Annotated in this window: 20 protein-coding genes and 1 other RNA gene; 9 read left to right on the top strand and 12 right to left on the bottom strand. The window is 42.4% G+C overall.

The features are described 5' to 3' along the window. Positions 1-23: 23 nt before the first annotated feature. From obgE to HMPREF1532_RS03345, 3 genes are all read left to right on the top strand, one after another. Entirely contained in the window at positions 24-1,184 is a 1,161-nt protein-coding gene (gene obgE, locus HMPREF1532_RS03355) for a GTPase ObgE (RefSeq protein WP_005924818.1), read from the top strand. Continuing rightward, positions 1,181-1,993 (top strand): peptidoglycan editing factor PgeF, encoded by an 813-nt coding sequence (gene pgeF, locus HMPREF1532_RS03350; protein WP_005924816.1) that lies wholly within the window; start codon positions 1,181-1,183, stop codon positions 1,991-1,993. The genes obgE and pgeF overlap by 4 nt, the downstream gene beginning before the upstream one ends. Before the next feature lie 164 nt (positions 1,994-2,157). Beyond that, positions 2,158-2,817 (top strand): B3/B4 domain-containing protein, encoded by a 660-nt coding sequence (locus HMPREF1532_RS03345; protein WP_005924811.1) that lies wholly within the window; start codon positions 2,158-2,160, stop codon positions 2,815-2,817. Positions 2,818-2,881: 64 nt separating this feature from the next. Here the strand turns inward: HMPREF1532_RS03345 and HMPREF1532_RS03340 are convergent, their stop codons facing one another. Beyond that, on the bottom strand, positions 2,882-3,361 hold the full coding sequence (locus HMPREF1532_RS03340) for an ATPase (RefSeq protein WP_005924808.1): 480 nt from the start codon (positions 3,359-3,361) through the stop codon (positions 2,882-2,884). Positions 3,362-3,745: 384 nt separating this feature from the next. Here HMPREF1532_RS03340 and HMPREF1532_RS03335 point away from each other — a divergent pair, with 384 nt between their 5' ends. Further along, positions 3,746-5,104: a transposase gene (locus HMPREF1532_RS03335; protein WP_005924805.1), complete on the top strand. Its 1,359-nt coding sequence runs from the start codon at positions 3,746-3,748 to the stop codon at positions 5,102-5,104. Between the two features lie 195 nt (positions 5,105-5,299). Here HMPREF1532_RS03335 and HMPREF1532_RS03330 read toward each other — a convergent pair whose 3' ends face one another. From HMPREF1532_RS03330 to HMPREF1532_RS03305, 6 genes are all read right to left on the bottom strand, one after another. Next, positions 5,300-5,533, bottom strand: a complete 234-nt coding sequence (locus tag HMPREF1532_RS03330) for a hypothetical protein (RefSeq protein WP_005924799.1) — start codon at positions 5,531-5,533, stop codon at positions 5,300-5,302. Between the two features lie 104 nt (positions 5,534-5,637). Continuing rightward, entirely contained in the window at positions 5,638-6,762 is a 1,125-nt protein-coding gene (locus HMPREF1532_RS03325; RefSeq protein ID WP_005924796.1) for a lactonase family protein, read from the bottom strand. 2 nt (positions 6,763-6,764) lie between these two features. Beyond that, on the bottom strand, positions 6,765-9,605 hold the full coding sequence (locus tag HMPREF1532_RS03320; protein WP_005924793.1) for a glycoside hydrolase family 3 C-terminal domain-containing protein: 2,841 nt from the start codon (positions 9,603-9,605) through the stop codon (positions 6,765-6,767). Positions 9,606-9,758: 153 nt separating this feature from the next. Continuing rightward, positions 9,759-10,514, bottom strand: a complete 756-nt coding sequence (locus HMPREF1532_RS03315) for an ABC transporter ATP-binding protein (protein ID WP_005924789.1) — start codon at positions 10,512-10,514, stop codon at positions 9,759-9,761. Continuing rightward, positions 10,511-11,527: a FecCD family ABC transporter permease gene (locus tag HMPREF1532_RS03310; protein WP_005924785.1), complete on the bottom strand. Its 1,017-nt coding sequence runs from the start codon at positions 11,525-11,527 to the stop codon at positions 10,511-10,513. Before HMPREF1532_RS03310 ends, HMPREF1532_RS03315 begins: the two co-directional genes overlap by 4 nt. After that, positions 11,524-12,663 carry an ABC transporter substrate-binding protein gene (locus tag HMPREF1532_RS03305; protein ID WP_005924782.1) on the bottom strand — a complete coding sequence of 380 codons (1,140 nt, stop codon included), beginning with the start codon at positions 12,661-12,663 and terminating at the stop codon, positions 11,524-11,526. Before HMPREF1532_RS03305 ends, HMPREF1532_RS03310 begins: the two co-directional genes overlap by 4 nt. A 309-nt stretch (positions 12,664-12,972) precedes the next feature. On the opposite strand from HMPREF1532_RS03305, the gene ssrA reads away from it, so the two are divergent. The 4 genes from ssrA to dinB all read left to right on the top strand — a co-directional run bounded on the left by ssrA (position 12,973) and on the right by dinB (position 18,731). Next, positions 12,973-13,369, top strand: a transfer-messenger RNA (tmRNA) gene (gene ssrA, locus HMPREF1532_RS20745). Positions 13,370-13,763: 394 nt separating this feature from the next. After that, positions 13,764-16,484: a ligand-binding sensor domain-containing protein gene (locus HMPREF1532_RS03300; RefSeq protein ID WP_005924778.1), complete on the top strand. Its 2,721-nt coding sequence runs from the start codon at positions 13,764-13,766 to the stop codon at positions 16,482-16,484. Between the two features lie 131 nt (positions 16,485-16,615). Beyond that, positions 16,616-17,512: a response regulator transcription factor gene (locus HMPREF1532_RS03295; RefSeq protein WP_005924777.1), complete on the top strand. Its 897-nt coding sequence runs from the start codon at positions 16,616-16,618 to the stop codon at positions 17,510-17,512. A 130-nt stretch (positions 17,513-17,642) separates the two neighbouring features. After that, a complete protein-coding gene (dinB, locus tag HMPREF1532_RS03290; RefSeq protein ID WP_025819683.1) occupies positions 17,643-18,731 on the top strand; it encodes a DNA polymerase IV in 1,089 nt (362 codons plus the stop codon). Positions 18,732-18,742: 11 nt separating this feature from the next. Here dinB and HMPREF1532_RS03285 read toward each other — a convergent pair whose 3' ends face one another. The 5 genes from HMPREF1532_RS03285 to HMPREF1532_RS21470 all read right to left on the bottom strand — a co-directional run bounded on the left by HMPREF1532_RS03285 (position 18,743) and on the right by HMPREF1532_RS21470 (position 23,966). Then, complete coding sequence (locus tag HMPREF1532_RS03285) at positions 18,743-19,747, bottom strand: DUF4249 domain-containing protein (RefSeq protein WP_005924773.1); 1,005 nt, start codon at positions 19,745-19,747, stop codon at positions 18,743-18,745. 7 nt (positions 19,748-19,754) lie between these two features. Next, positions 19,755-22,256: a TonB-dependent receptor domain-containing protein gene (locus tag HMPREF1532_RS03280; RefSeq protein WP_005924771.1), complete on the bottom strand. Its 2,502-nt coding sequence runs from the start codon at positions 22,254-22,256 to the stop codon at positions 19,755-19,757. After that, positions 22,253-23,095 carry a FecR family protein gene (locus tag HMPREF1532_RS03275; protein WP_005924770.1) on the bottom strand — a complete coding sequence of 281 codons (843 nt, stop codon included), beginning with the start codon at positions 23,093-23,095 and terminating at the stop codon, positions 22,253-22,255. Before HMPREF1532_RS03275 ends, HMPREF1532_RS03280 begins: the two co-directional genes overlap by 4 nt. Positions 23,096-23,166: 71 nt before the next feature. Beyond that, positions 23,167-23,670, bottom strand: a complete 504-nt coding sequence (locus HMPREF1532_RS03270) for an RNA polymerase sigma-70 factor (RefSeq protein WP_005924768.1) — start codon at positions 23,668-23,670, stop codon at positions 23,167-23,169. 158 nt (positions 23,671-23,828) lie between these two features. Continuing rightward, the gene (locus tag HMPREF1532_RS21470; protein WP_005924766.1) at positions 23,829-23,966 is read right to left on the bottom strand and encodes a hypothetical protein; all 138 of its coding nucleotides are present in this window, start codon (positions 23,964-23,966) and stop codon (positions 23,829-23,831) included. A gap of 215 nt (positions 23,967-24,181) precedes the next feature. Here HMPREF1532_RS21470 and HMPREF1532_RS03265 point away from each other — a divergent pair, with 215 nt between their 5' ends. Then, positions 24,182-25,777, top strand: a complete 1,596-nt coding sequence (locus tag HMPREF1532_RS03265) for a YfcC family protein (protein ID WP_005924765.1) — start codon at positions 24,182-24,184, stop codon at positions 25,775-25,777. Positions 25,778-25,798 lie beyond the last annotated feature (21 nt).

The following is a 25,798-nucleotide window of genomic DNA, read 5'->3' as shown; positions in this document are numbered from 1 at the left end:
CTAAATTCTAACTACTAAATAGTATGGCTGAATCGAATTTTGTTGACTACGTAAAGATATACTGTCGCTCGGGTAAGGGCGGAAGAGGCTCTACGCACATGAGGCGCGAGAAATATGTTCCTAACGGAGGTCCCGATGGGGGCGATGGCGGAAGAGGAGGCCATATTATTCTGCGCGGTAATCGTAACTATTGGACGCTGCTTCATCTGAAATATGACCGTCATGCATTGGCCGGTCATGGAGAGTCGGGTAGTAAAAACCGGAGTTTCGGCAAGGACGGAGCAGATAAAGTAATTGAAGTACCTTGTGGGACAGTAGTGTACAATGCCGAAACGGGAGAGTACATTTGCGATGTAACCGAACACGGACAAGAAGTAATTCTGCTGAAGGGCGGCCGTGGCGGACAGGGTAACTGGCATTTCAAGACAGCTACCCGACAGGCGCCTCGTTTTGCACAGCCTGGCGAACCGATGCAGGAGATGACGGTAATTATGGAGTTAAAGCTTTTGGCGGACGTCGGCCTGGTAGGTTTTCCGAATGCGGGCAAGTCTACATTGTTGTCGGCTGTTTCTGCTGCCAAGCCGAAGATAGCCGATTATCCTTTCACCACATTGGAGCCGAATTTGGGTATCGTTTCTTATCGCGATGGAAAATCATTCGTGATGGCAGACATTCCCGGTATTATTGAAGGGGCCAGTGAAGGAAAAGGGCTCGGATTGCGCTTCTTGCGTCATATTGAACGTAACTCTCTGTTGTTATTCATGGTACCGGCGGACAGTGATGATATCCGTAAGGAGTATGAGATTTTACTGAATGAATTGCGAACCTTTAATCCGGAAATGCTCGATAAACAACGGGTGCTTGCTATTACCAAGAGCGATATGCTCGATCAGGAGCTGATGGATGAAATAGAACCTACGTTGCCGGATAATATTCCACACATGTTTATCTCTTCGGTTTCCGGTCTCGGTATTTCTGTTCTGAAAGACATTCTGTGGGAAGAATTGAACAAAGAGAGCAATAAAATAGAGGCTATCGTACATCGTCCGAAGGACGTAAGTAAATTGCAGGACGAACTCAAAGCCATGGGAGAGGATGAAGACCTTGAATATGAATATGAGGAAGAGGATGATGACGATGACTTGGAATACGAGTACGAAGAAGAAGACTGGGAAGAGAAATGATTTCGCTTGCAGAAGATAAAAAGATGTTGGGATACGGGTCGCTTGGTTCGTATTCCAACATTTCTCATTTTGTGACGACCCGTAGAGGCGGTTGCAGCAAGGATGCGTATGCCACATTTAATTGTTCGCCTTTTACCGATGATGAAATGGAGCATGTACGCCGGAATCAGGAGTTGTTGTTTGAGGCGATGCCCGTGAAACTTTCGGAACTGATTATTCCGCATCAGACGCATGGTGTGAAAAATCTGGTGATAGACAGAGCTTTTCTTGCGCTTTCGGAAGGAGAAAGACGTGTGCGGTTGGAAGGTATCGATGCGCTGATGACTGATATTCCCGGCTGCTGTATCTGTATTTCTACGGCCGATTGCATTCCTATATTATTGTACGATAAGCAGCATCAGGCAATTGCTGCGGTGCATGCCGGGTGGCGGGGAACGGTGAATTTTATAGTCGGCCATACATTGGAGCGCATGCGGGCGGTTTATGGTACGGTGGGAGAAGAGGTTGTGGCTTGTATCGGTCCTGGCATCTCATTGGAATCTTTTGAAGTGGGCGATGAGGTTTATGAAGCTTTTCGTTTGAATGGTTTCGATATGTCACGGATATCTTGCCGGAATGCGAATACGGGAAAGTTTCATATCGATTTATGGGAAACAAACCGTCAGCAGTTGTTGGATTTCGGTGTTCCTTCTTCACAAATCGAGGTAGCCGGTATTTGTACCTATATTCATCATGAAGAGTTCTTTTCGGCTCGACGGTTGGGAATTGCTTCCGGTCGTATTTTGTCGGGAATACTAATAATTAATTAATTTGCCAATATGCCAATGTGTCAATTGGCTGCGCTTGCATTCGGTTTGGGTATATTCATTGCGTTGTTATTTAGGATGTTTGAACTGTGTTGTTCTGCATGGCATGGCATTCGGCATATTGACTTATTGATACATTGGCATATTGACTCATTGACACATTATTTATGATTACATTATCAAATGAAATAAAAGCTGCATGTCCTGGTTTTGCAGGAGTAGCTGTTTATGCGGAAGTAAGAAATACAACTTACAGTGAAGGACTTTGGAAGGAAATCGATGCCTTTACCCGGGAGTTGACTTCGAACACAAAGATGGAAGATATCAAGTTGCAACCTGCTATTGCCGCTACGCGTGAGGCATATAAAAGATGTGGAAAAGATCCCGGACGTTATCGTCCTTCGGCCGAAGCTTTGCGCCGGCGTCTGATGCGGGGGATTCCGTTGTATCAGATTGATACGTTGGTGGATTTGATTAATCTGGTTTCACTTCGTACAGGGTATTCCATCGGTGGGTTTGATGCCGATAAGATACAGGGCAAGACACTGGAACTCGGAATAGGCAAATCCGGCGAACCGTTTGAAGGTATCGGCAGGGGGATATTGAATATTGAAGGGCTTCCGGTGTATAGGGATGAAATCGGAGGTATCGGTACGCCTACCAGTGATAATGAACGTACAAAAATGGGATTGGATACGACTCATATCCTTGCTATTGTCAATGGATATAGCGGAAAGGCAGGTCTGTCTGAGGCTGCTGCTATGATACAGGATTTATTGAGAAAATATGCCGGCTCTGATGGCGGTGAAGTATTTTTCTTTGAGTAATACGTTTCTGCGGTAACTCCGGGATTGTTCATTGTATGAGAAATGATAGTATAGTAGTGGTGATTTATAGCTTATTCAGTACATATTCTTGAAACCAAGTAGGAATGTAGTCTATATTGTCACTAATCTTAATTTCATCATTTTCAATTGATGCAAAAAGCTTAGGTTCGGAATAACTATTGTCGAATATATAAGCTTTATCTACAAGTTTGATGGCATCAAGTAGAAGTTCCATTGTCCTATAATATCTTTCTTTTATTTTTTCTGGTGGAACGTCATGGCCTCCTTGTTGAACTCGTTGTTGTACCCTATTTAGATTTAAGGTAGGATCGCTTAATGAAACGAAATATAAGTAAACCTTATATTTCATTTCTTGGGCTTTACAAATAAAATCTAATTTAGAAGGATGGGACATGACTGTTTCGAATGTAAACTTATTGCAATTACCTAATAGCTTATTTCGCACATAATCGGCAAGAAAGGAGGTGAAATAATCATTTACCATATATTCTGAAGGTAATGCAAATCCCTCTTTGTTGAACATTATTAGTCGGGAAATATTTTTTCCATCCGATGAATCGAATAATAATGAATTATGGTATGTGTCTTGAAAATCCTGTTCGGATGGTATGATATTTAGATTGGAAAAGTTAAAGCAATGTGTCTTATTCAGTTCTTTTTTATATTCATCTGCATTTATATACAAACCAAGATGAACTCCTGCATCAGTTACTACTTTTATAATAGTAGATTTGCCGGAACCATTAGGACCGGCAAATATTCTTAGGGGTATTCAGTAAATCCTATAAAATTAGCCAACTAATTCATACTTATAGTATTGCGAATTAGTTGGCTTTTTTGTATCTTTAGATATTCCCCCTAAAATAGGGTTTGACGACCAAAACGGGGGAAATCTCCACACAAAGATATGGCGAAGATACAAAATATTTCAGAAATTCACCCTACTTTGGGTTTTACAGAATTCGATATTCTGGAAAAATACCGTAAGAGTTTTCATGCGAGTGAACTTGGCAGCCTTTATTCCGTGTTTCCGTTCGAGAGGATAGCCAAAGAGATCGGCCTTTCACAATCCCGCTTGGGTCGCAGGAACTGTTTCAGTCCTTCCTCGAAGATAGCTCTTATGGTACTGAAGGCTTACACGGGCTTCTCTGACCGGCTGCTGGTAGAACATCTTAACGGAAACATACATTATCAGCTGTTTTGCGGTATCATGATAGACCCGTCCTGCCCTATGACCAACTACAAGATAATCAGTGCGATCCGTAATGAGGTTGCATCCCGTCTTGACATCGATTCCCTTCAGAAGATTCTTGCCTCACACTGGAAACCTTATCTTGAGAACCTTCACGTATGTATGACCGATGCTACATGCTATGAAAGTCATATGCGTTTCCCTACGGACATGAAGCTCCTTTGGGAAAGCATCGAATGGCTCTACCGACATATCTGCATGCATTGTGGGAAACTCGGCATAAGACGTCCCCGTAACAAATACACAGATATTGCAGCATCCTATCTATCCTATTGCAAGAAAAGAAAGAGAAAGGCTTCGAGGACAAGGATGCTGAAACGTCGCATGATCAGCCTTCTGGAAAAACTCATCATACAACGGGATGACATTCACAGGGAACACGGATCTTCACTCAGATACACACAGGATTATCAGAAACGGCTTTCCATAATCAGAAAGGTTCTTGTACAGGAAAAGAAACTCTTTGAAGGTCAGAAGGTCAGTGACCGTATTGTCAGTATTGACCGTCATTACGTACACCCTATCGTAAGGGGTAAGGAGACAAAATCTGTCGAGTTCGGTGCAAAGGTTAATAACATACAGATAGACGGGATCTCGTTCATCGAGCACGTCTCTTTCAAGGCATTCAATGAAGGAATACGTCTGAAGGATTGTATCCGTATGCATCAGAAGTTGATGAATGTAAGGGTAAGGTGTGTGGCCGCCGATTCTATATATGCCAATAATGCCAACAGGAAGTTCTGTACAAGATATGGGATATCAACCTCCTTTGTACGCAAGGGAAGAGCAGCAAAGGACGAGGCGGTGAGGAAGGTTCTCAGGAGTGAACTCTCCAGGGAAAGAGCCACCAGGCTTGAAGGCAGTTTCGGTACGCAAAAACAGCATTACTCGCTATCGAAAGTCAAAGCACGGAACAGGAAAACGGAAATCCTGTGGATTTTCTTTGGAATACATACAGCAAACGCCATATTGATGATTGATAAAACCAAAAACAGACAGAAGAAAGCCGCATAGCATGAGTATAAAGAAACTATTAGAAGAAGCTGTCAGGCTTCTTCCAGAACATCATGCCCAAACGGATAAAATTTTAGGTCAGGGAGAGAAAATATATAATAAAAATGGCATATGAGATGATAGTAATAAGTCATCTTCATATGCCAGTGTCTTTTTAAAGACATTTACTGAATGTCCCTTCTTAACCTTTTCATTTTATTTTTTTAAACTGAATTTCCGTTGGGTAATTTTAGTCTTAGCTTGCTTAACGGTCGCTATTTTTTTTCTGATCCCACTTGAATCTACCCAAAGGATGCTGTTTCCGCGAAGGACAGAAACACAATGCCCTTCAGCAATAGAGGTATCATAAGCTCTTCTGCCATATTTTGATAAAGCAGTTTGTATCAGAACTTCCTCATCTGTCTCTTTTCCAATCTTTTTATTATTCATACCTTTTATTTTTTTGTTGATTTAAGAGTTTTTTCAAATATAAGCTTTTTAGTCTGTATTGACAACTGTTTTATCCTATTTTACAGAAAACTATTCATTCTTTACTATTCTCCAGCAAACTGAATACATACCGGCTTGTCCATTTTTATTTCTTCTCCCGTCTTCTTCAGCAAACCGCTTACGATGTCCCGTTCGAATATCTGTATGGCATTACTGTCCCGACAAGCTACCAACAGGTATTTCCCATTCGGAGTGATATTAAAATTGCGTGGATGACTTCCCGTTAGCTGATAACCTACTTTTGCTAATGTCCCTTTTTCCGGATTGACTTCAAAGATGGCGATACCGTCTTCTTTCAATCGGTTGCTGACATATAGATATTTACCATCCGGGCTCAGATGAATGTCTGCACTGCCCTGGGCTTGAATGGTATCGGCTGTGATGGTTTGGATTTCATTCAATCTTCCATCGGCATATGCAAAAGCAATTACCTTGCCCGATAGTTCATTGATTAGATAGGCGTATTTCCCGTTTTTGCTGAATATCAGATGTCTGGGGCCCGAACCGGGCTGTATGTCGACAGCTTCGGATAGGGGGCGTGGAAGTTCCTCTTTGGAGTGTACTGCATATCGTAGGATACGGTCTGCACTGAAATCTGTAGCGAAAATATAGTTACTATCCGGTGAGAAGATGGCGCAATGAATATGCGGTGTGCCTTGCCGGTCGGTATCCGGTCCCGAGGCCGATCCTTGGAACAACGTGTCAGAAGGATCGAGAGAACCGTCATACCGGATAGGAAAAACGGACATGGTACCGCCACTATAATTGGCGGTCAGTACTTTTCGGCCATCCGTAGATACATAACAGGGATCCTCGCTTCTTGTTTTTTGACTGTTCAGCAGTTGGAGCGTCCCGTTCTTCTTATTGAAGGAAAAAGCATGGACGGCTGCCGTACTGTCGTTCTGTTCGCTGACAGCATAAACGAAACGGTTATCTGCCGATAAGGTAAGATAAGACGGATTGGACACTTCTATTTCACTGAGTGGAGACACACTCCCTGTCTCCTGGTTGAAACGGAAAGTATAGATTCCCTTGCTATTGCCCGAAGTATAAGTCCCCACAAGCATAGTCAATTCATTTTCTGCCCGTTGCTGTGAAGCATTCCGGGTGGTGCAGGCTGATGACAGCATACTGACGGCACACACTCCCATAATCAATTTACTGAACATAATTATTTCTTTTTCAATTGTTCCAGTTTCACTTCGGAGATACCTACCCGGTCACTGCCCAATACAATACGCAGGTCGCTGGCGGTGGTTCCTTTAAAGCGGAACGGGAGCAGTTTGTTGTATTCATTGACTGTTCCGGAATACACAGTGAGGAACTGTCCTCCACCACCCGAAAGTTGAATTTCGAATTCTGCCGGGAGTCCGTTTTCACGGCTGAAAGCGATGGAAAGTCCGTCCACTTTGGCTCCGTTCTCTAAGGCAAAGGTAATATAATCTCCTTTATTTCCCTCCCAAGAGGTGGATAAATTATGATCAAGCGTATTGCCGGTCATCTCCATATTGGTGCTGGCACTGACGGGATTGTCTGTTTTTGCTTTTTCCATGTCGATGCTTCCGTGCTCTTTTACGGTCAATGTACCGGTTAGCCGGATATCTTCTGAGGAGGCTCCCAACATGATACTGAAATCTCCGGGTTCTACTACCCAGTCATTTTTCGCATTCAGAAGTTCCAGTGCTTTCCGGTCGAGGGTAAAGGATACCTCTTTTGTTTCACCCGGTTGTAGATGAATGCGTTCGAAGCCTTCGAGATTCTTTTCGTATGTTGTGACACTGCTGAGAAGATCGCGTACATAAAGCTGAACCACTTCATCTCCTGCACGTTTGCCTGTATTGGTAACTTTGCAGCGTACCTGTACCTTTTGATTGGGAGTAATTACTTTGGGAGAGATGTTTATATCCGAATATTCGAATGTGGTATAGCTTAAACCGTATCCGAAAGGGTAAAGAGCACCGTTGACGCGTGACATATCTCCTTTGGTTCCCGGATTTTTTCCACCGTCGATTTGTGAAGAAGGTTTATGAGGGAAATTAAACGGTATTTGTCCTACACTCTTTGGGAAAGTCACCGTGAGTTTACCTCCCGGATTGTAATCACCGAACAGTACATCGGCAATCGCCGTTCCTCCCTTAGATCCCGGATACCAGGCTTCCAGAATGGCCGGTACAAATTTATCCGCCCAGTTTACAGACAACGGCCGGCCGTTGATGAGTACCAATATCACTGGTTTTCCTGTGGCTTGTACTGCTTTCAGCAGATCCAACTGGCGTCCCGGAAGGTCGAGGCTGCTGCGCGATTTATTCTCTCCACAAGTTCTTTGTCCTCCTCCCAGCACTACTACGGCTACATCTGCCTCTTGGGCTTGGGCCACGGCTTTATCAATTTCCGACTGTTCATCCTTGCTTAGTGGATAATCGATGATTTCCGACTCCGGCCAGTGGGCATCTACCAGATCACAACCTTTGGTATAGAGCACTTCCGCTTTTCCGTTCAGCTTTTCGCGAAGTCCGTCTACTACCGTAGTAACCTCTACTGCCAATGGGCCGTAATGGGTCAGTGCATATGCTTTCTCTGCTGCATTCGGACCGCAAACTGCAATCTTCTTCACAGAAGTTATATCCAATGGAAGGGTGTTGTTTTCATTTTTCAACAAGACAATCGATTCGCGGGAGGCCTGTAAAGCTACCGCTTCATTCTCTTCTTTTTCTACTTCGTCATCTGCTCCTTTCAAGTCCGTCTGATAAGGAGCGTCGAACAATCCGACAAGGAACTTCACACGCAGGATGTCGCGTACACGGTCGTTGATGACTTCTTCGCTTAATCCGCCTTCCTGTACAAGTTCGCGTAGTGGCAGTACATAAGAGTCCGGTGAGCGGAAAGTACAGCGTACATTCAGTCCGGCTTCCACACTTTGACGCACGGCTTCTTTCATATCTTTGGCTGTGCCGTGTTTGGTGTAGAGATATTCTACGGCATCACTGTCGGAAACTACATATCCGCGAAAGCCCATTTGACCGCGCAGGCGTGTTGTCAGCCAATAATAACTGTTTTGTATCGGGAATCCGTCATAGTCGTTGTACGAACTCATCACTCCTAACAATCCGGCTTCCTGTATCACCCGTTTGAAGGGATATACATGAATCATTTCTACTTCGCGAGGTGACATTTGCGGATCTACACGCGCCATCCCTTCACGGGCACCCTTGTTGTTGCTGTAAGCGATGAAATGTTTTCCCGTAGCGGCAACTTGATGGTTGTGTTGCATGCCCCGAACCATTTCGATGCCTAATTCGGCAACAAGATAAGGTGATTCACCATATACTTCTTCATAACGTCCCCAACGCTGATCACGCCCTACATCCAAGATGGGAGCATATACGTTGGTATATCCTAACATTCGGGCTTCACGGCCGGTGATGAGTCCTATCTGATGAATCAACTTACGGTTCCAGGTATGTCCCAAACCGAGTTGTGTCGGGAAATTGGTTGCTTTGTAGCTTTCCACTCCCCGGATACCTTCGTTGGTGAAATCCACCGGTATTCCCAGACGGGTTTCTTCTACAAAAAAGCGTTGTACTTCATTCAGTGCCCAGGCGTGACGGGAAGCAGGCCATACATATTCATTGTCCGATGGCGGCAACCCCCATTGTTGAAAACCATTCAGATGTTCGTCGATGGCACCCATGCCGTCTTTCCACAACATCTGCTTCCATTCGGGAGTAGGCAGATCGTCTTTCAATACCCGCTTATATCCGTAAAGAGTCACCATCTGGCAGGTCTTTTCGTTCAGATTCATCTGACTGAGCAGGTCCTCGATGCGTGCATCTATCGGGGCAGTCGGATCTTCGTATATGTCTTTTATTCCGTTTTTATTAAAATCGATCCAGCCTTTTTTATACATTTCGGTTTTCACAGGTTTGTATACGGCCGGTATTTTCATTGATTTTTGTGCCGGTAGCGGCGAGATACTTCCTAATAAAAGGGTTGCGATGATTAGTCTTTTCATGGTATCTTTTTATTAATTATGTTCTGAGTGTCAAAGATAATGCATCTTTGTGAGAAAAGATGGATAAAATTGTCCATAAACGGGAGTGAAAATATCCAAGAGGTCTGAAAGTGAGCTTCGTCTCAGTATGATTTACCGTATGATTACTTGTACTTATTTGATTCGGACTCTCATCTCCCGTGCATCGAATGTGACGGATTTGTTTCGGAAAAGCCTTTCTATATGCCCGCTGGTCACCATTTCCGGGGTAGGCAGGCTATATAGTTGCGGATTATCTATCAGCATGATAAAGTCGCAGAGAGACAGAGCAATGTCCAAGTCGTGCGTGGAGAAGAGAATACATTTTCCCTCTTCTTGTGCCAACTTTTTAAGCAACAGGCAAAGTTCGTAGCGGTTGGGCAGATCCAAAAAAGCAGTCGGTTCATCAAGGAGGACGACAGGAGTGTCCTGTGCCAACGCACGTGCGATCATGATACGCTGGCATTCACCATCGGACATCTTATCCATTGTTTTATCGGCATATCCGGACATGCCTACCAGTTGCATGGCTTTGTCTACGCGCTCCTGGTCTGCCGGTTGTAATTGCCCGATCCAGTTGGTGTAGGGAGCGCGTCCCAATGCAACGACATCTTCGCAACGCAGATTGGCGATGCGTACTTTATCAGTTGTTACAAAGCTGATATTCCGGGCCAGCTTTTCCGGTTTCAGTGAAGCGATATTCTTTCCTTGTAGCACGATTTCTCCGGTTTGCGGTTTTTCCAGTCCCATTATAGCACGGAGCAGGGTACTTTTTCCTGTTCCGTTACGTCCTAACAGCGCAACGAGTTGCCCCCCTGTTATCCGGGCAGAAACTTTATCCAACAAGATTCGTTGCCCGTATCCTAATGTCAATTCTTTGAGTTGAATCATTTGATTATACGCAGATTTTTAGCGATTACCCATAAAATAACCGGAACTCCCAATAAAGCGGTGATACAATTGACCGGTAATAGAAATTTTTTAGCAATAATATCGCAAAGCAACATACCGATTAATCCTGTTAACATTGTGCCGGGAATGAGTATCCGGTGATCGGCATTATTGAATATCAATCGGGTGATGTGTGGCACTGCCAGCCCGATGAAACCTACCGGTCCGCAAAAAGCGGTGACGGTTCCTGTCAGTAGTGCGGTGGATACAAAGATAAGGGTACGCGAACGTTTGATATTCATTCCCATTGTACGCGCATAATTCTCTCCGAGCAATAATAAGTTCAGTGATTTGATGCAGGAGATGGAAATCAGCAGACCGATACATACGATAGGGATCATGATTCCTAACTGAGTCGTTGTGATATGGCTGAGTGATCCCATCGACCACAATGTGAACATCTTGAGTTGTTCGGCGGAACTCAGATATTGCAGAATCTGAATAATGGCACCTGCTACATAGCCGATCATTACTCCCATAATGAGGACACCGAGAATGTTTTTTACTTTCCGACTGATGATGGCCACTCCCAGTAAGATAACGGCAGTTCCTATCCATCCGGAGCCTACGATTCCCATCGATTGAAGTAATGGAAATTCCGACCATCCCAATAATGGAGCTCCTAATATGAACAGGGCTACTCCCAATCCTGCCCCGGAACTGACTCCTAACAGATAGGGATCGGCCAGTGGGTTCTGGAAAACGGTCTGCATCTGCAAACCGCTAACGGATAGGGAAATACCTATCAGTGCCGCCACTACTACCCGTATAAACCGGATAGAGAGGAGAATGTTGCGTGTCATTTCATCGCATTCACCTCCGGTCAGTACCGCCCCTATTTTAGAGATAGGAATATAAGCATCTCCTGTTGCCATATCTGTCAGTAGTAACAGTACGGCAACAATTCCTAATGTGGTAAATAAAAGAACATTGCGTTTACGGGTTTGTCTCATTCCAGGTGTCGGTAGTAATAGAGTGAATCGGTTACAAGTTCGGGATGGAAGATATGGATCAGATCGCGTAAAACTACATCGGGACGTACGACAGCCGATTCCCAATAATCGTTTCCTCCTGTGGGAGTCAGTCGCAGATTGTTGTTATAGACTGTTTTTTCACGTACGGCTTTTGCATCTGCGAATTTAGGGTTGACCGCTTTCAGTTCATCCAGCGTGGAGGCAACACCGACGTTGATCCAGTAGTCTGCTTTCTGTATCAGTTCGTAGGCTGTTTCCAGTCCGATAGGTGTCGAGCTGTTAGAAACATTCTCTTTATAAATGTAGTCTGCTCCTGCATCGGCAACCAATTGCGCCATATAACTTTGAGTTGAAGGCATTACCCAACTGTCGTTCCACGGGGTATTGAACATGACCGTAGGACGTTGTTCAACAGACTCTGTGAGAGTTTTCAGCGCTTGATAGCGTCTCGGAATTTCACGGAATACTTCGATCCCTTTTTCCCGGCTGTCTGTGAGTTCGGATAGTGCGATTAACCATTCGGCTTTGCCCAGTGGCGATTCTTCCAGATATTCTCCTACATACATGTAAGGAATCGAAAGTTCCCTCATTTTGTCCGTTACCGAAGTTTGGGCATCTCCGATGCCGTAAAGCAAAACGACGTCCGGTTTCAGTCCGATTAATAGTTCGTAATTCATTTCAGCACCCATATCCCTGATCGATTCTTTATGTGCAAGGACATAGGGATTCGATACATAGTCGATGCCTGATACTCCCACAATCCGGTCTGTCTGTTCTATGGCATCGAGCATGGCAATGTAGGAAGAAGACATACACACAATACGTTTGGCGCCGGCACGAATCACCGGGCCGGTAAATCCGGTTGGGGCCTGTTCGCCATTGCGCGAAATGAAATAGGACATTTCTACATTCTTGGCACCTTGCCACGGATTAGAGATTTGTATCAGAGTACTGGCACTGTTATCTGCACCCAGTATCTTGAATCCGGTGGCATATTCAGGCGTATATACATCCTGTTTGAATGCTTCTAAAGAAGTTTTTTTATTAGATACGCAGCCTGTCAGAACAAAAAGGCATAGTAATGTAAGAATTGAAATGGTCGATTTCTTTTTCATGATTATTGAATTTGACAACTTATTCTATTGTTGAGCTTTAGCTTTTTTACAATACATTATGCATCCAATAAAGTACTGCGTCAAAGAATAAAAATAATGCCACAAAGATAGTTCTCTTTGAGAATATTTCCCCTTTTTCCACTGACTTTTTAATTTAATAATGTGCCGATAGGTTGTGCTGATATGTCATATGGCAATTGGCACATTAACCTATTTGCATATTGTCTTATTATTCCTGCTATTGATAATATTTGTGAATACATTGCACAACATAGCAAAAGAAGTTTTATCTTTGCAAAATCATAATTTGGGCTTGACTGGATTTGACAGCGGGCAGAAATGGTGAGTAAGCATGCAGTGCGTCGTTGATTGGCACTTAAATCTCAGTCCTCAAAATTTTATCTGGCGAAACTAATTACGCTCTTGCTGCTTAATCGAATCATAGTAGATTAGCTTAATCCAGGCACAAGGTGCCAGGACGAGACATCACTCGGAAGCTGTTGCTCCGAAGTATTCCGATCCAGTGGTGCAGTTACATCGGGGATAGCCTAAAGTGGCCTCGCACTTTTGGTGAAAATTAAGAGGATAAGGTAATGGTTGATGGCTTTGGTTCTGCCGTTACACGAAAAATTAGGCAAAGATAAGCATGTAGAAAGCTTATGATTTCCTCGTTTGGACGAGGGTTCGATTCCCTCCAGGTCCACCGGAGATAATAAAAGCCACTTCAATATAATATTGGAAGTGGCTTTTATTGTTTTTGTCGGTGGTGTGAATGTTGTAGCTTCTTTTTTGTTCATCTTTGCTATTCTGCTAAACAATTCAAAAGCTAAATTCGTTAGTCTATAAGTCTGTTGATAATATGTAATCGCTAAATTCGTATTTTGTATTTATGAGTTGATTAATAATTAGTGTATGATGATTCAATTGGCTTCTTTGATTGTTTTCCTATACCATGTATGATTGTATGTTAGCGCGTATGACGGAGACACAAAGAATCAGATCACCTACCCATTGTGTATGGATAGGGCTGTTTTTCCCCCCTCATTCTTTCTGTGTGGTATTCTTACAAGTGACTTTCTTATTTTAAAATTATACAAACAATGAGATATATTTTATTCATCATTATGATGATACAAGGCATATTGTGTCATGCAGCCATCTGTAAGCATGTTTCGGGAGGTACCGAAACGGATAACCGGTCTGTTCTCAAAATACAGAAAGATCTGTGCGGATATATGTGGTTTTTGACTTACGATGGAATAAACCGCTATGACGGTACACACCTGAAGCGGTATGATTTAAATTGGGGTAATGATTCTGTTCGCTCGTGTCTGTACTCTTATAATTTATGTACGGATAGTAAGAATGAATTGTGGCTGTTTAGCGAAGATGGGAATATATGGTTATACAATCGTCTCTGCGATCGGTTTGAAAAGTACATTGATTTAAAAGAGAAAGTTAGGGGGACTTTCTCTTTCCTTTGTATGGATGATGGAGATAATGCGTGGTTAGGTAGTAATAAGGAGCTATACATTTTTCATTTGCCGACAGGAAAGTTACATCGGATGCAGCATGTTTTTGGAAATATTTCCGGATTACTATCTGTGGGAGACGGGAAATATTATTTAGCTTCCGAAACAGGAGTTTATTCTTTTGTCTCTTCCGGTGATACTCCGATCAACGTCTCTTCTGATTTGTTCAGTGAATGTACGCAGGTTTATAAGATGCTTTATGTTCCGGAAGTTCATCGTCTTGTTCTTGCCGACCGTTCGGCTGGAATGGAGGTATATGATTGTTCTACGAAACAGTTGTTGCATGCGCGAAGCGATTGGAAAGGACACCGGGTCTCCTCCTTGAAAAAGTATAGGGATGGAAAAGTGCTGATTGCTACCGAAGGAATTGGTGTCTATTGTCTGAATATGGATAATTATCAGATTTCCTCCTTTCTGAATGCTGATTCTGAGAAAGGGGGATCGATTCGCAGCAACCGGATTTCCGATTTATTTGTGGATGAGCATCAACGTATATGGGTAGCTGATTTTCCGGACGGGGTCAGTATGGTAGATGGTCTCGATTTGGAGGAACATGGATGGTATAAACATGTGTCGGGAGATGAACAGTCACTTATCAACGATCGGGTAAATGCATTGTTGAAAGATTCGGAAGGAGATATCTGGTTTGCTACGGATAATGGTATTTCCTGTTATTTTTCGCGAACGGGAAAATGGAGACATGTGGCTTCCGATTTATCTTGTAAGCAATATACTTCTCTTTGTGAAATATCTCCGGGAAAGATTTGTGCGGGCAATTATATGCATGGACTGTTTATCATTAGCAAGGATAAGATGAAAACCGGAAGTAGGTATGCCGATATTCCTTTTGTCAATGTTTTGCTTCGGAAGGATGCTGACAACATATGGGTTGGTACGGATGCCGGATTATCGCTTTTTAATGTGAAAGATACCACATTGAAGCCGATCGGATTTTCCGGATATCACAGGGTTCCTGTATGTGCTTTGTATGAGGAGAAAAGTGGTTTGTATATTGGTACCCGGGGGTATGGGATGTTTGTAGTAACACCGGGACAAAAAGAAGCGAAATTACAGACATCCGGGGATATTCGTAATATTTCTTTCATTTTGCCGGATAAGGAAAAGTTGTTGGTCGGTACGGATAAAATTCTTTATAGCTTTATTCCGGATACCAAACAGTTTCATTGGCTTTCATCCAGTGTGAACGGTTATCTGACTTCCGGTGTTTTATTGGACGACGGAACTTTTATGTTGGGCACGTCCGACGGGGTATTCCGATTTGGTAAACATACGCTTCAAACTTTGTATAGGAATCATCCGTGCATATATCTGGATAATTTCAGTGTATTCCATCAGCCTGTAACGGTTTCCTCAGAGAAGTCTCCTTTACAGTTATCTATCAATTATACTGGAATTCTGAAATTGAATCATAATCAGAACACTTTTTCTTTCACTGCCACTTCTATCAATTATGATGCACCGGAGGGTATTGTGTATTCATGGAAATTGAATAACCAGGCATGGACTACGCCTACTTCAAAGAACCTTATTCATTTTTCAAATCTTAGTTCGGGAAAACATCTTGTATCCGTACGTGCCCTGTCTGTAAGAAATGGTAATCCTATTGCACAAAGAAACATGCAAATAATCATACATCCTCCTTTGTGGCAAACAAAAGGGGCTTTTTTGTTTTACGGTATTGTTGTCGTATTGCTTGGAATATTGTCAGTACGGTTCATATTGATTTGGAGAGACAGGAATCTGTCACACGAGACTATAAAGGTTTTTATCAATGCCGCCAAAGATATATGTATGCCTTTGACATTGATAAAGAGCCCGTTGGAGAATTTATATCAAAAGTATTCTTCTGACACATTTAAAGACATCTTGCAGCAAGTGAAGGGAATAGATTATATGTTTACTAACTTAGTTACCATAGGGCGTATTTCATCGCATCCTAAGAAACTTTTCTTACTGGAAACGGAGCTGACTATGTTTTTGAATGAAACCATAGAACAGTTAACTCCGGTAATAGAACAGAAAAACGTAGAATTGCATTGGGATGGTACTCCCGGTTTTCTGCGCGTCTGGATTGATAAAGAGAAAATGACGGCTATCATAAGAGGAATGTTGGAAATAATCGTGGATAATGTGGACGATGGGGAAGAAATTGAATTGACCACTGCCTATACTTCCCGAAGTTGGGAGATGAAACTGGAATTTTCTGATGGTGGTTGTGTTAAAAAAAAACTCTATTCAGCAAAAAAGGAACCGGTACCAATTCATTAGGTGTAGCAAGTTGGTTGTTAATCCGGAGATTAATACAATTACATAAAGGAAAAGTTGTCTTTTCTTCAAAGAAAAATGGATGTATCTCTGTCATTTTGATTTTTCCTATCATTCTTAAGTCTTTCTCAAAGTTGCCGGAACTACTGCCGGGAACTTCGTTGTTTCGGTCACAGCCTGTCGATAAGAACCATGAAAAAGACGGTACATTCTCTTCTATAAAGCGTGCTTTAACTTCGGAAAATTTTTCCCAAAAGAAGTTGAAAGAAAAAAATACCATTCTGCTGGTTGAAGAAAATGAAGAATTACGTTCTTTCCTGATACAGGTTTTATCAGGGGAGTATAATATTTGTGCCGTATCCGAGGCGGAGTCTGCTTGTGAAACAATAGTTAAAGAACAGCCGGATGTTATTCTACTGGCCAGTACCTTTACGAATTTGTCGGGAGAAGCGCTTTGTCTGCAAGTTAAATCGGATGTAAAAACCGCTCATATCCCCGTTGTATTGTTGAAAGACCCCGTAAATATAGGGAACGACAGTCATCGGATAGCCGACTGCTGTCTGACGTTGCCTCTTGACATCTCCCGTCTGCGGGCCGAAGTAGACAACTTGATATTTAACCGGGGTATTATAAGGAAAAGATACATCAAACTGGTATTGGGGGCTGAGGACATGTTAGGGCCGGACATTGAAAATACGTTGCCGGGAGACGAACAGGACTTTATTGGCAAGGTACGCAAATTGATTGAGGAGAATCTTTCTAATCCGGATTTTAATATCGATATGCTCAGTGCGGAGATGAATATGAGCCGCTCCGGCTTTTATGCAAAAATAAAGTTGGTTACCAATCAGGCACCGGCCGATTATATTCGTACCGTAAGGCTGAACAGAGCACTGGTTTTACTGATAAGCAAGAAGTATACGGTGACGGAAGTAGCCGAGCTTACCGGATTTAGTGATCCGAAATATTTTCGGGAGGTATTTAAGAAATATTATGGAGAATCTCCCAGGAAGTTTGTGAATAGTTTGTAAGGAAAGGAGGATAATGAGAAAGAAATCCGCATGACCGGCATGCGGATTTTTTTGTTTCTATTATCGAAATTTGTGAATAAATGCTTGCCGTGTATACCTGCATTTCCTTATATTTGACTCTTGAATCAAGATCATGGAACGAAAGATCATACATATTGATATGGATGCATTTTATGCTTCTGTAGAGCAACGGGACAATCCGGAATTACGTGGTAAACCTCTTGCTGTAGGACATGCTGAAGAGCGGGGAGTAGTTGCCGCAGCCAGTTATGAGGCGCGCCGGTATGGAGTACGTTCGGCTATGTCGTCGCAAAAGGCGAAGCGTTTGTGTCCTCATTTGATTTTTGTTCCCGGACGAATGGAGGTATATAAATCCGTATCACGCCGGATACATGAAATATTTCACGAGTATACGGATATCATCGAACCGCTCTCTTTGGATGAGGCTTTTCTGGACGTTACAGAGAACAAGGCAGGTATCTTTTTGGCTGTGGATATAGCGAAAGAGATCAAAAAACGTATTCGTGGCGAACTGAATCTGGTAGCCTCTGCAGGTGTATCCTATAATAAATTCCTGGCTAAAATAGCTTCGGACTATCGTAAGCCCGACGGGCTTTGTACCATCCATCCGGATCAGGCTATGAACTTTATCGGTGCTTTGCCTATCGAATCATTTTGGGGAGTAGGACCGGTAACGGCAAAAAAAATGCATACATTGGGGATTCATAACGGATTGCAACTGCGTATGTGCTCATTGGATATGTTGGTACGGCAGTTTGGCAAAGTGGGGGCATTGTATTATGATTTTGCCCGCGGTGTGGATCTGCGTCCGGTAGAAGCTGTCCGTATACGTAAATCGATCGGTTGTGAACGAACTTTGGAAAAAGATATCTCTTTGCATTCCTCTGTTATTATAGAATTGTATCATGTGGCGGTAGAGTTGGTCGAACGTTTGAACCGGAAAGATTTTAAAGGGAATACACTGACATTAAAGATCAAATTTCATGATTTTAGTCAGATTACACGTAGCATCACTCAAGCACAGGAATTAACGGTTTTGGATAAAATACTTCCTTTGGCCAAACAACTGTTGAAAGAGGTGGACTACGAACATCATCCGATCCGTCTGATTGGGCTTTCTGTTTCCAATCCGAAGGAAGAAGCAGAGGAGCATGGTGCTTGGGAACAACTGAGTTTTGAGTTCAGTGATTGGGAGTGATCGGTCAAAGTCTATGGCTCTTTGTAGTGGATAGTTGTTTTTTGAACAGATATATTGCAGGCACCTAAAATGCCGCTTCCCCCTTCTATATTGCTGTATACACGGATAGGTTCTCCGAAGCCAAGATTTCCCAATGCTCCCTCCAGAGTACTTCCTGATATTTTCTGTATTGACAGGATGTATTGGTAATAAGATTGAGACAGGCTGTAAAGATAGATTGAGATTGTACTGCCGTCGGGATTTTCTTTACAAGTCTCTTTAAATTTGAGTGTATATGTTTGCTCGGATATTTGTTTGTCTGTGAATAGGAAAGAATGATTATCCAAACCATCAAATCCCATAGCACCGTCCAAGATATTTATATTCTCGGATAAAACCGGATCTGTTGTTTGCAGTTCGTTTTGATAGAAATCCTCTCCCCAGGAATATGTTTTTGTTCTTGAAGTAGTCAACGCATAAAAGTCGGATGTCTCATTTTTGTCTTGAAAAGTGATTTCGTATTCTATTTCATAAATAAATTGTTCTATGAGGTTGCCGTCAGGATCGATATATGTAACATCCGTATTAGGACGTTTGGTGATATTATGATAACCGGTTTTTAGGATGGGAACATGACGGGGAACTGTCTCTTCGGCAACAGCGGTTTCATAGCCTTTGGCGGAAACTACAATTTTTACCTTGTCCTGTTCTTTTGGAGTGATGTGCGATGTGAAAACTGAATCGGGAGAGGCGCTTGAATGGTCATTTTTGTTGTATTGTTCCCATTTCATTTGTTCGACATATTCGTCGTTGATGTATAAATCTACTTTGGCATGAGGAAGTTTAACGTAAGGGGTACTTTCGGGATAGAACCAGGTGCGTGTGACACTGGCCATGATGACATTATCCGGTGAAATGGCACAGTTTATGACTATTTTGGGTTGTGTACGGTATTTATCCAAGTCTATTTCTTTGTAGCAACTGCTTAATGACAAACTGAGAAGTAAAAGAATAAATGTATAATATTTCTGTTTCATGATAATGTTAAAATTTATAAGTGTACGATACGGATGGTATTATTGGTATAAGCCGGAGAGTTTCAAAATAGCAATCTGATTTATTTTCCGGGTAGTAACCCGATCCCATTGGATTCTGGGTCCAGAATCTTTTGTATATACCTACAGGCGCCATATAACAATAAGCATTATAGATACTGATGTTCCATATGCCGGTTCTACCTTTCTTTAGTGAACGATAAATGTTGATACCTAAATCCAGACGGTGGTAGGCCGGCAGACGAAAATTATTTCGGGTGGTGTAATATCCGACTCCTTCATCCGGATGGAAGTGAGGGAGCAGTGACTGTCCCGGGTAGATATTCCCGGTTTGTGGGCTTTGTACCTGTCCCAGAATTTGCTGATTTTCAAAAGATACGGTCACTCTATTTCCCGTCATATAGGTCCACGATGCGTTCAGTTCGACCTTTTTGTTTATTTGCCAGTTGGCTACAATGTTTAATTTATGGCGATTGTCAAATTTGGCCGGAAAAGATTTTCCATGGTTGATTTCGTCGAATTGGCGGTTATTCCAGCTTAGAGCGTAACCGATGTAGCCGGTTATTTTCCCCGTTTCTTTTCGGGCAAAAAGTTCTATACCATACGTGTTACCTTTACCGGCAGTGAATTTGTTTTCCCATTCGGCAAAGGAAGACAGGTAGTTGTAACCGTCTTTATAGTCTAAAATATGGTTCAACCATTTATAATATCCTTCGGCAGAAAAAGCATAATTCTTATTTGGAGTGTAATAAACTCCTGCGGAAAGTTGGTCGCTACACAAGGGTTTGAATTTATTATTTACGGGCATCCATGTATCCGTAGGTAAATTGATGTAACTTTCGCTGATCTGATGTACATATTGATTCATTCTGGCATATGATGCTTTTATGCTCCATTGGGGGGCAACATGGAATGCGGTACTTATGCGTGGCTCTAAATTGGTGTATGTTTTATTGTTTATTTTGTATAGGCTGAAACGTAGACCGGTGTTTAAACGGATTGCATTGTTGAGTTTCCATTCGTCTTCGGCATAAATTCCTAATTCGTGTGCATGGAGTTGCTGATTCCGATTGTCTCTGTTGAGGGTTGCATCGGAAGAGGATCGGACGGAGCTATATTCTGGTCGGAAACGGTGATAGATATACTGGCTTCCGAAGCGGATGTGCTGGTTGGTTGTCGGTAGATAATTAAAATCGGTTCGTAGACTGATATCATCTATTCCATTTAGGCTGGATGTTTGGTAATAGGTTTGTTTTTCGTCATTCTGTTCCTTAAGATTTCTTTGAAGTTTGGAGGCGTAATGGGTGTAGGCAACGTTGATGTTGCTGTAAAATCTGGAATTGAATGAATGTGACCATCCGGCAAATCCCATGACATTTCCCCAGCGTAATCGGCTGATATCTTCTTCTTTGTCATTTTCGTCTGTACTTTTACTTCCTCCTTTGAGATAATCACGACCAAAATAAATACCGGCAAAGGCGTGGCTGTGAGAGTTGAAATGGTGTGTGAGTTTTAAGTTGAGATCAGTAAAGGCATAGCGGGCTATGGTTTTATCTGCTCCGTCCTGTTTGGTTGCATTCATGATTGCCAATGCCGGAGCCGATAGTATATCAAACCAGGTGCGTCGTAGATTTAAATTGAAAGAAGTTTTATCTTTAATAAGGGGACCTTCCAGATTGAAGCTGCCAGAGGTGAGTCCCAACATGATGTTACCGTGGTGTTCTCTTAAATTTCCGTCTTTAGTCCGGATGTCGACTACGCTGGAAAGTCTGCCTCCGTAGCGTGCAGGAAAGGCTGACTTATAGAAATCTGTACTTTCTATCGCTTCGACATTGAATCCGGAGAAGAGTCCTGCCGCATGGTTCACTTGATAGAGTGGATTTCCTTCCAATAGATAGAGATTTTCGTCGTTATTGCCGCCTCGTACATACATATCGGCAAATCCGGCTATTCCGGGCGATACTCCCGGCTGTGTTTGTATTATCTTTATAATATCGGCCTCTCCGAAAAGAACAGGGGTACTTTTAATATTTTCATAGCCGAATCGGGCTTGTCCCATTTGTGGGTTTAGCAATAAGTTTTTTTGCAAAGACGTTGCACTGATAACGACCTCTTGCAGATGCTGAATACTGTCGAATTGTAATCCGTTGGTAGAAACTTCATGTATGTTTGTCCGTTTCAGAATGATAAAATGTCCTTCTTGCTTGTAGCTGATAGACAGAAGCACACACAGTTTACGCATACATTCGGAAAATGGAGTCCGGTAAAAAGAAATATTAATTTGTGGCATATTTTTTAGCAGGGAAGATTCATAAGTGAAAGTAACTCCGGCCTGCTCTTCCAACAAGGGTAACAACTTTTGCAGGCTGGCGTTGGCAACTTCCAGACTGATGAGCGGTTCGCCGGATGGTGCTGCTTTCACCTTTGCCGTAGGCAAGAGGCTCAGCAGCACGATCAACAGAAATTTGAAACAGATAACAGATTCTTTCATTGTTGTATGGTGATAGTTAGGTTCGTGTCGAGTGTTTGGTTGATAATATAAAGTATGTCTGAAATCTCCATTGTGTCGAAAGTTGCCGTTAGTTTCAGATTTTGTGGAGGTATATTTTTTAGTTTTATTTGATAGAGTTTTTCCAAATCTGCCACTACTTCTCGCAACGGGGTGTTTTGATAAACGAGTCGGTGGGTTTTCCAGGCCAGTTCGTTCAGATGATCTTTTACGGAGACTTGAATTTGTCCGTTTTCCCGGTTTACTATGGCCCGCATATTCTGTGTAAGGTCTGTACACTGCCTTGAAGTGCTGAAGCGGACTTTCCCGGAAACAATCCATGTCACTGTGCTGTCTTTAGTGGAAACCACTTGGAATTGTGTTCCTAATACTTGTATATCAGCTAAGGGGGTATTGATATGAAAAGGGACATTTTTGAGGTGATTCACATTAAAAAATGCTTTTCCGGCTAATTCTATATATCGTTCCTTTTTACCGAAAGACAAACGGTCGTATCGGATGGAACTTCCCGGAGATAGAGTTATGGCGCTATGATCCGGTAAAACGATTTCCTGCTTTTCAGCTTGTGCAGCAATTATGATCCAGTCTGCCTGTGTTTTCATCCGGTGGTAACCTATCCCTGCAATAATTCCGGTAAGGATAGCCGCTGCTATACCGATGCGGTATATCGGGATACGGCGTTTGGAGGAAGGTTGTTTGTGGATGGCTCTGGTAATCTTTTTCCATGCTGCTGAAGTGTCGGCCTTTCCTTCACTGTAAAAACGACTTATGAACCGGATACTCTCTTCTTCCGGTGTGGGGTATTTAGGATTCTTTTCCATGTTTTGAAAGTTTGTCTTTTATTAGTAAGACATGTTTTTAGGAAAATCCCCCCATCATTTCCTTTGTTTTTTTATGAGAAAAAGAAAAAATAAACTTTGATTGCTGTATTTCGTAAGGTTTTAATGGCCTTACTGATCTGGTGTTCGACGGTTTTGATCGATATTCCCAACTCATCGGCTATTTCTTTATAAGTGAGTCCGTCACGTTTTGATAGCAAGAAAATACGTTTTCGAGCTTTAGGCAGTCTGTCAATGGCTGTCCATAATTGTGCATCCCGTTCTGAACGGATGATTCGTTCTTCTTCGCTGATATCTTCCATTTCGTTTTCTTGAATCGTACTTTTCTGAGGGGAATGGATAACACGGGTCAGACTGCCATTTCGAACTACTGTATACAAATAAGCTTTCAAATTATCAATAGCCATTCCGCCGGACAATCTTTCCCATATATCTATAAATGATTGTTGTACAATATCTTCTGCGTCATCTATGTTTTCCGTATAACGCAAAGCATACATGGTGAGTGGACGATAATGGCATCGGAAAATTGTTTCAAATTCTGAGATGTCTGTCATTTTTTATTTAGAGTTTCGTTAGTTTGGATGCAAAAGTAAGAATACTTTTCAGTAAAACAAATGATCAGTGAGAATTGTGTTTTGTAAAATACCATATAAAAAAAGCAGAGAACCGGTAAATGATTCTCTGCTTTATTCATATAATGAGGTAGTGTATTTTACATGGCAGTCTGCTTTGAAAGCAGTTTTTGAAGTTGGCCATTCAAGGTTTGGCACATGGTTCCATTTCCCATTGCATGATAACGTTTGATACGGTACTGCAACATCATAATCTTTTCATTTGAATTCTTTTTCATAATCTTCATCTTTTTTTGCTCTCCACGTTTTGAAGAGCGGGTTTTACATCTTGTTTTCTTTAATAACGTTGCAAAGATACAAAAAGTTCACGAAAATATGTTCTACAACATAAAAAATATGCTTTTGAGACTCTTTTCTCTCGAAAGAGTGTGTATGTCCGGATGAATATTACAAATATATTACATAACTTTGTGGCAGATCAATTACCTGAAATATGCTGAAACGAATTCCTCACACCTACACGATCATCTCTTCTGTGATATTACTTTGTGCTGTATTGTCTTGGATTATCCCTGCCGGAGAATATGTGCGTCAGACAGTGGAGGTCAATGGAGTGCCGCGTACCGTGATTGTCGACCACTCTTTTCATCCGGTAGAACAGGCTCCGCAGACTTGGCAGGTGTTCAGTGCTTTGCTGGATGGCTTTGAACGCCAGGCCGGCATCATCGCTTTTCTTTTAATCATGGGAGGAGCTTTTCAGATTATGAATAGCAGCCGGGCCATTGATGCCGGAATATTCTCTTTTTTAGGATTCACGAAAGGGCTCGAGAGGTATCGGTTTATTAAGATGCTGGGAGTTAATAATGTGGTAATCTCTTTGATTATCATATTGTTCAGCCTTTTTGGAGCAGTGTTCGGTATGAGTGAGGAAACGCTGGCATTCGTTATTATCATTGTGCCGTTGGCTATTTCTATGGGGTATGATTCTATCACGGGGCTTTGTATGGTGTATGTGGCGGCTCATGTAGGTTTTTCCGGTGCTGTACTCAATCCTTTTACGATAGGTATTGCTCAGGGACTTTCCGATTTACCCCTGTTCTCGGGCTTTGAATATCGTATGTTTTGCTGGGTGGTGCTCACTGTCCTACTTATAGCTTGTGTGCTCCGTTATGCCTCTGTCATTAAAAGGAATCCGGAGAAGTCGCCAATGTATCGTGCCGATGCTTATTGGAGAAAAAGAGGAGAAGGGATGTCGGAACAGATTGCTTATGCTACCACACGTTCGGCGTATATAGTCTATGTATTGGTATTGATGGCATTGGTTGTATTTTCTGTTTGTTATCCTCAAAGTACGTTTGTGTTAGGAGAATCGTCCGTCAGTTGGTATGCTGTTCCTTTTCTTACTGTGTTGTATGCTGTTTTCGGTTGGTTAGGGTTGCGTAAATCCAATCATTTTTTTATTCTTGTCCTGCTTGCTTTTACTATTCTGTATTTGATTGTCGGTGTAATGGGGCATGGTTGGTATCTGCCCGAGATTTCCGCTATCTTTTTGGCGATGGGGATACTTTCCGGTTTTGCCAACAGCGAACAGACGGATACGATTATCAAGCAGTTTCTGGACGGGGCAAAGGATATGCTTTCGGCTGCCATAGTAGTCGGCCTTGCCGGTGGGATTATTCAAATATTACAAGACGGTCATATTATCGATCCTATTCTTCATTCGCTCGCTTCGTTGATGGGAGAGGCCGGGAGATTTGTTTCGTTGGGGGTAATGTATTTCATACAGACATTGATAAATCTGATTATACCTTCCGGTTCCGCCAAAGCGGCATTGACCATGCCTATCATGGCGCCATTCTCCGATGTAATCGGCCTTTCGCGGCAAGCTACGGTGATGGCCTATCAGTTTGGAGATGGCTTTACGAATATGATAACACCTACTTCCGCCGTGCTGATGGGGGCATTGGGAATAGCCCGCATACCTTATGAAATATGGGTGAAATGGTTCTGGAAATTGTTATTACTGTTTATTATATTGGGGTTGGTATTGTTGATCCCTACCGTACTGTTCCCTTTGAATGGATTTTGATTATACCTTATTTATATTGAA

This window comes from Bacteroides salyersiae WAL 10018 = DSM 18765 = JCM 12988, assembly GCF_000381365.1.
Lineage (GTDB): Bacteria > Bacteroidota > Bacteroidia > Bacteroidales > Bacteroidaceae > Bacteroides > Bacteroides salyersiae.
The sequence above is the reverse complement of the archived record's forward strand: the minus strand, read 5'-3'. Positions and strand labels throughout refer to the sequence as shown.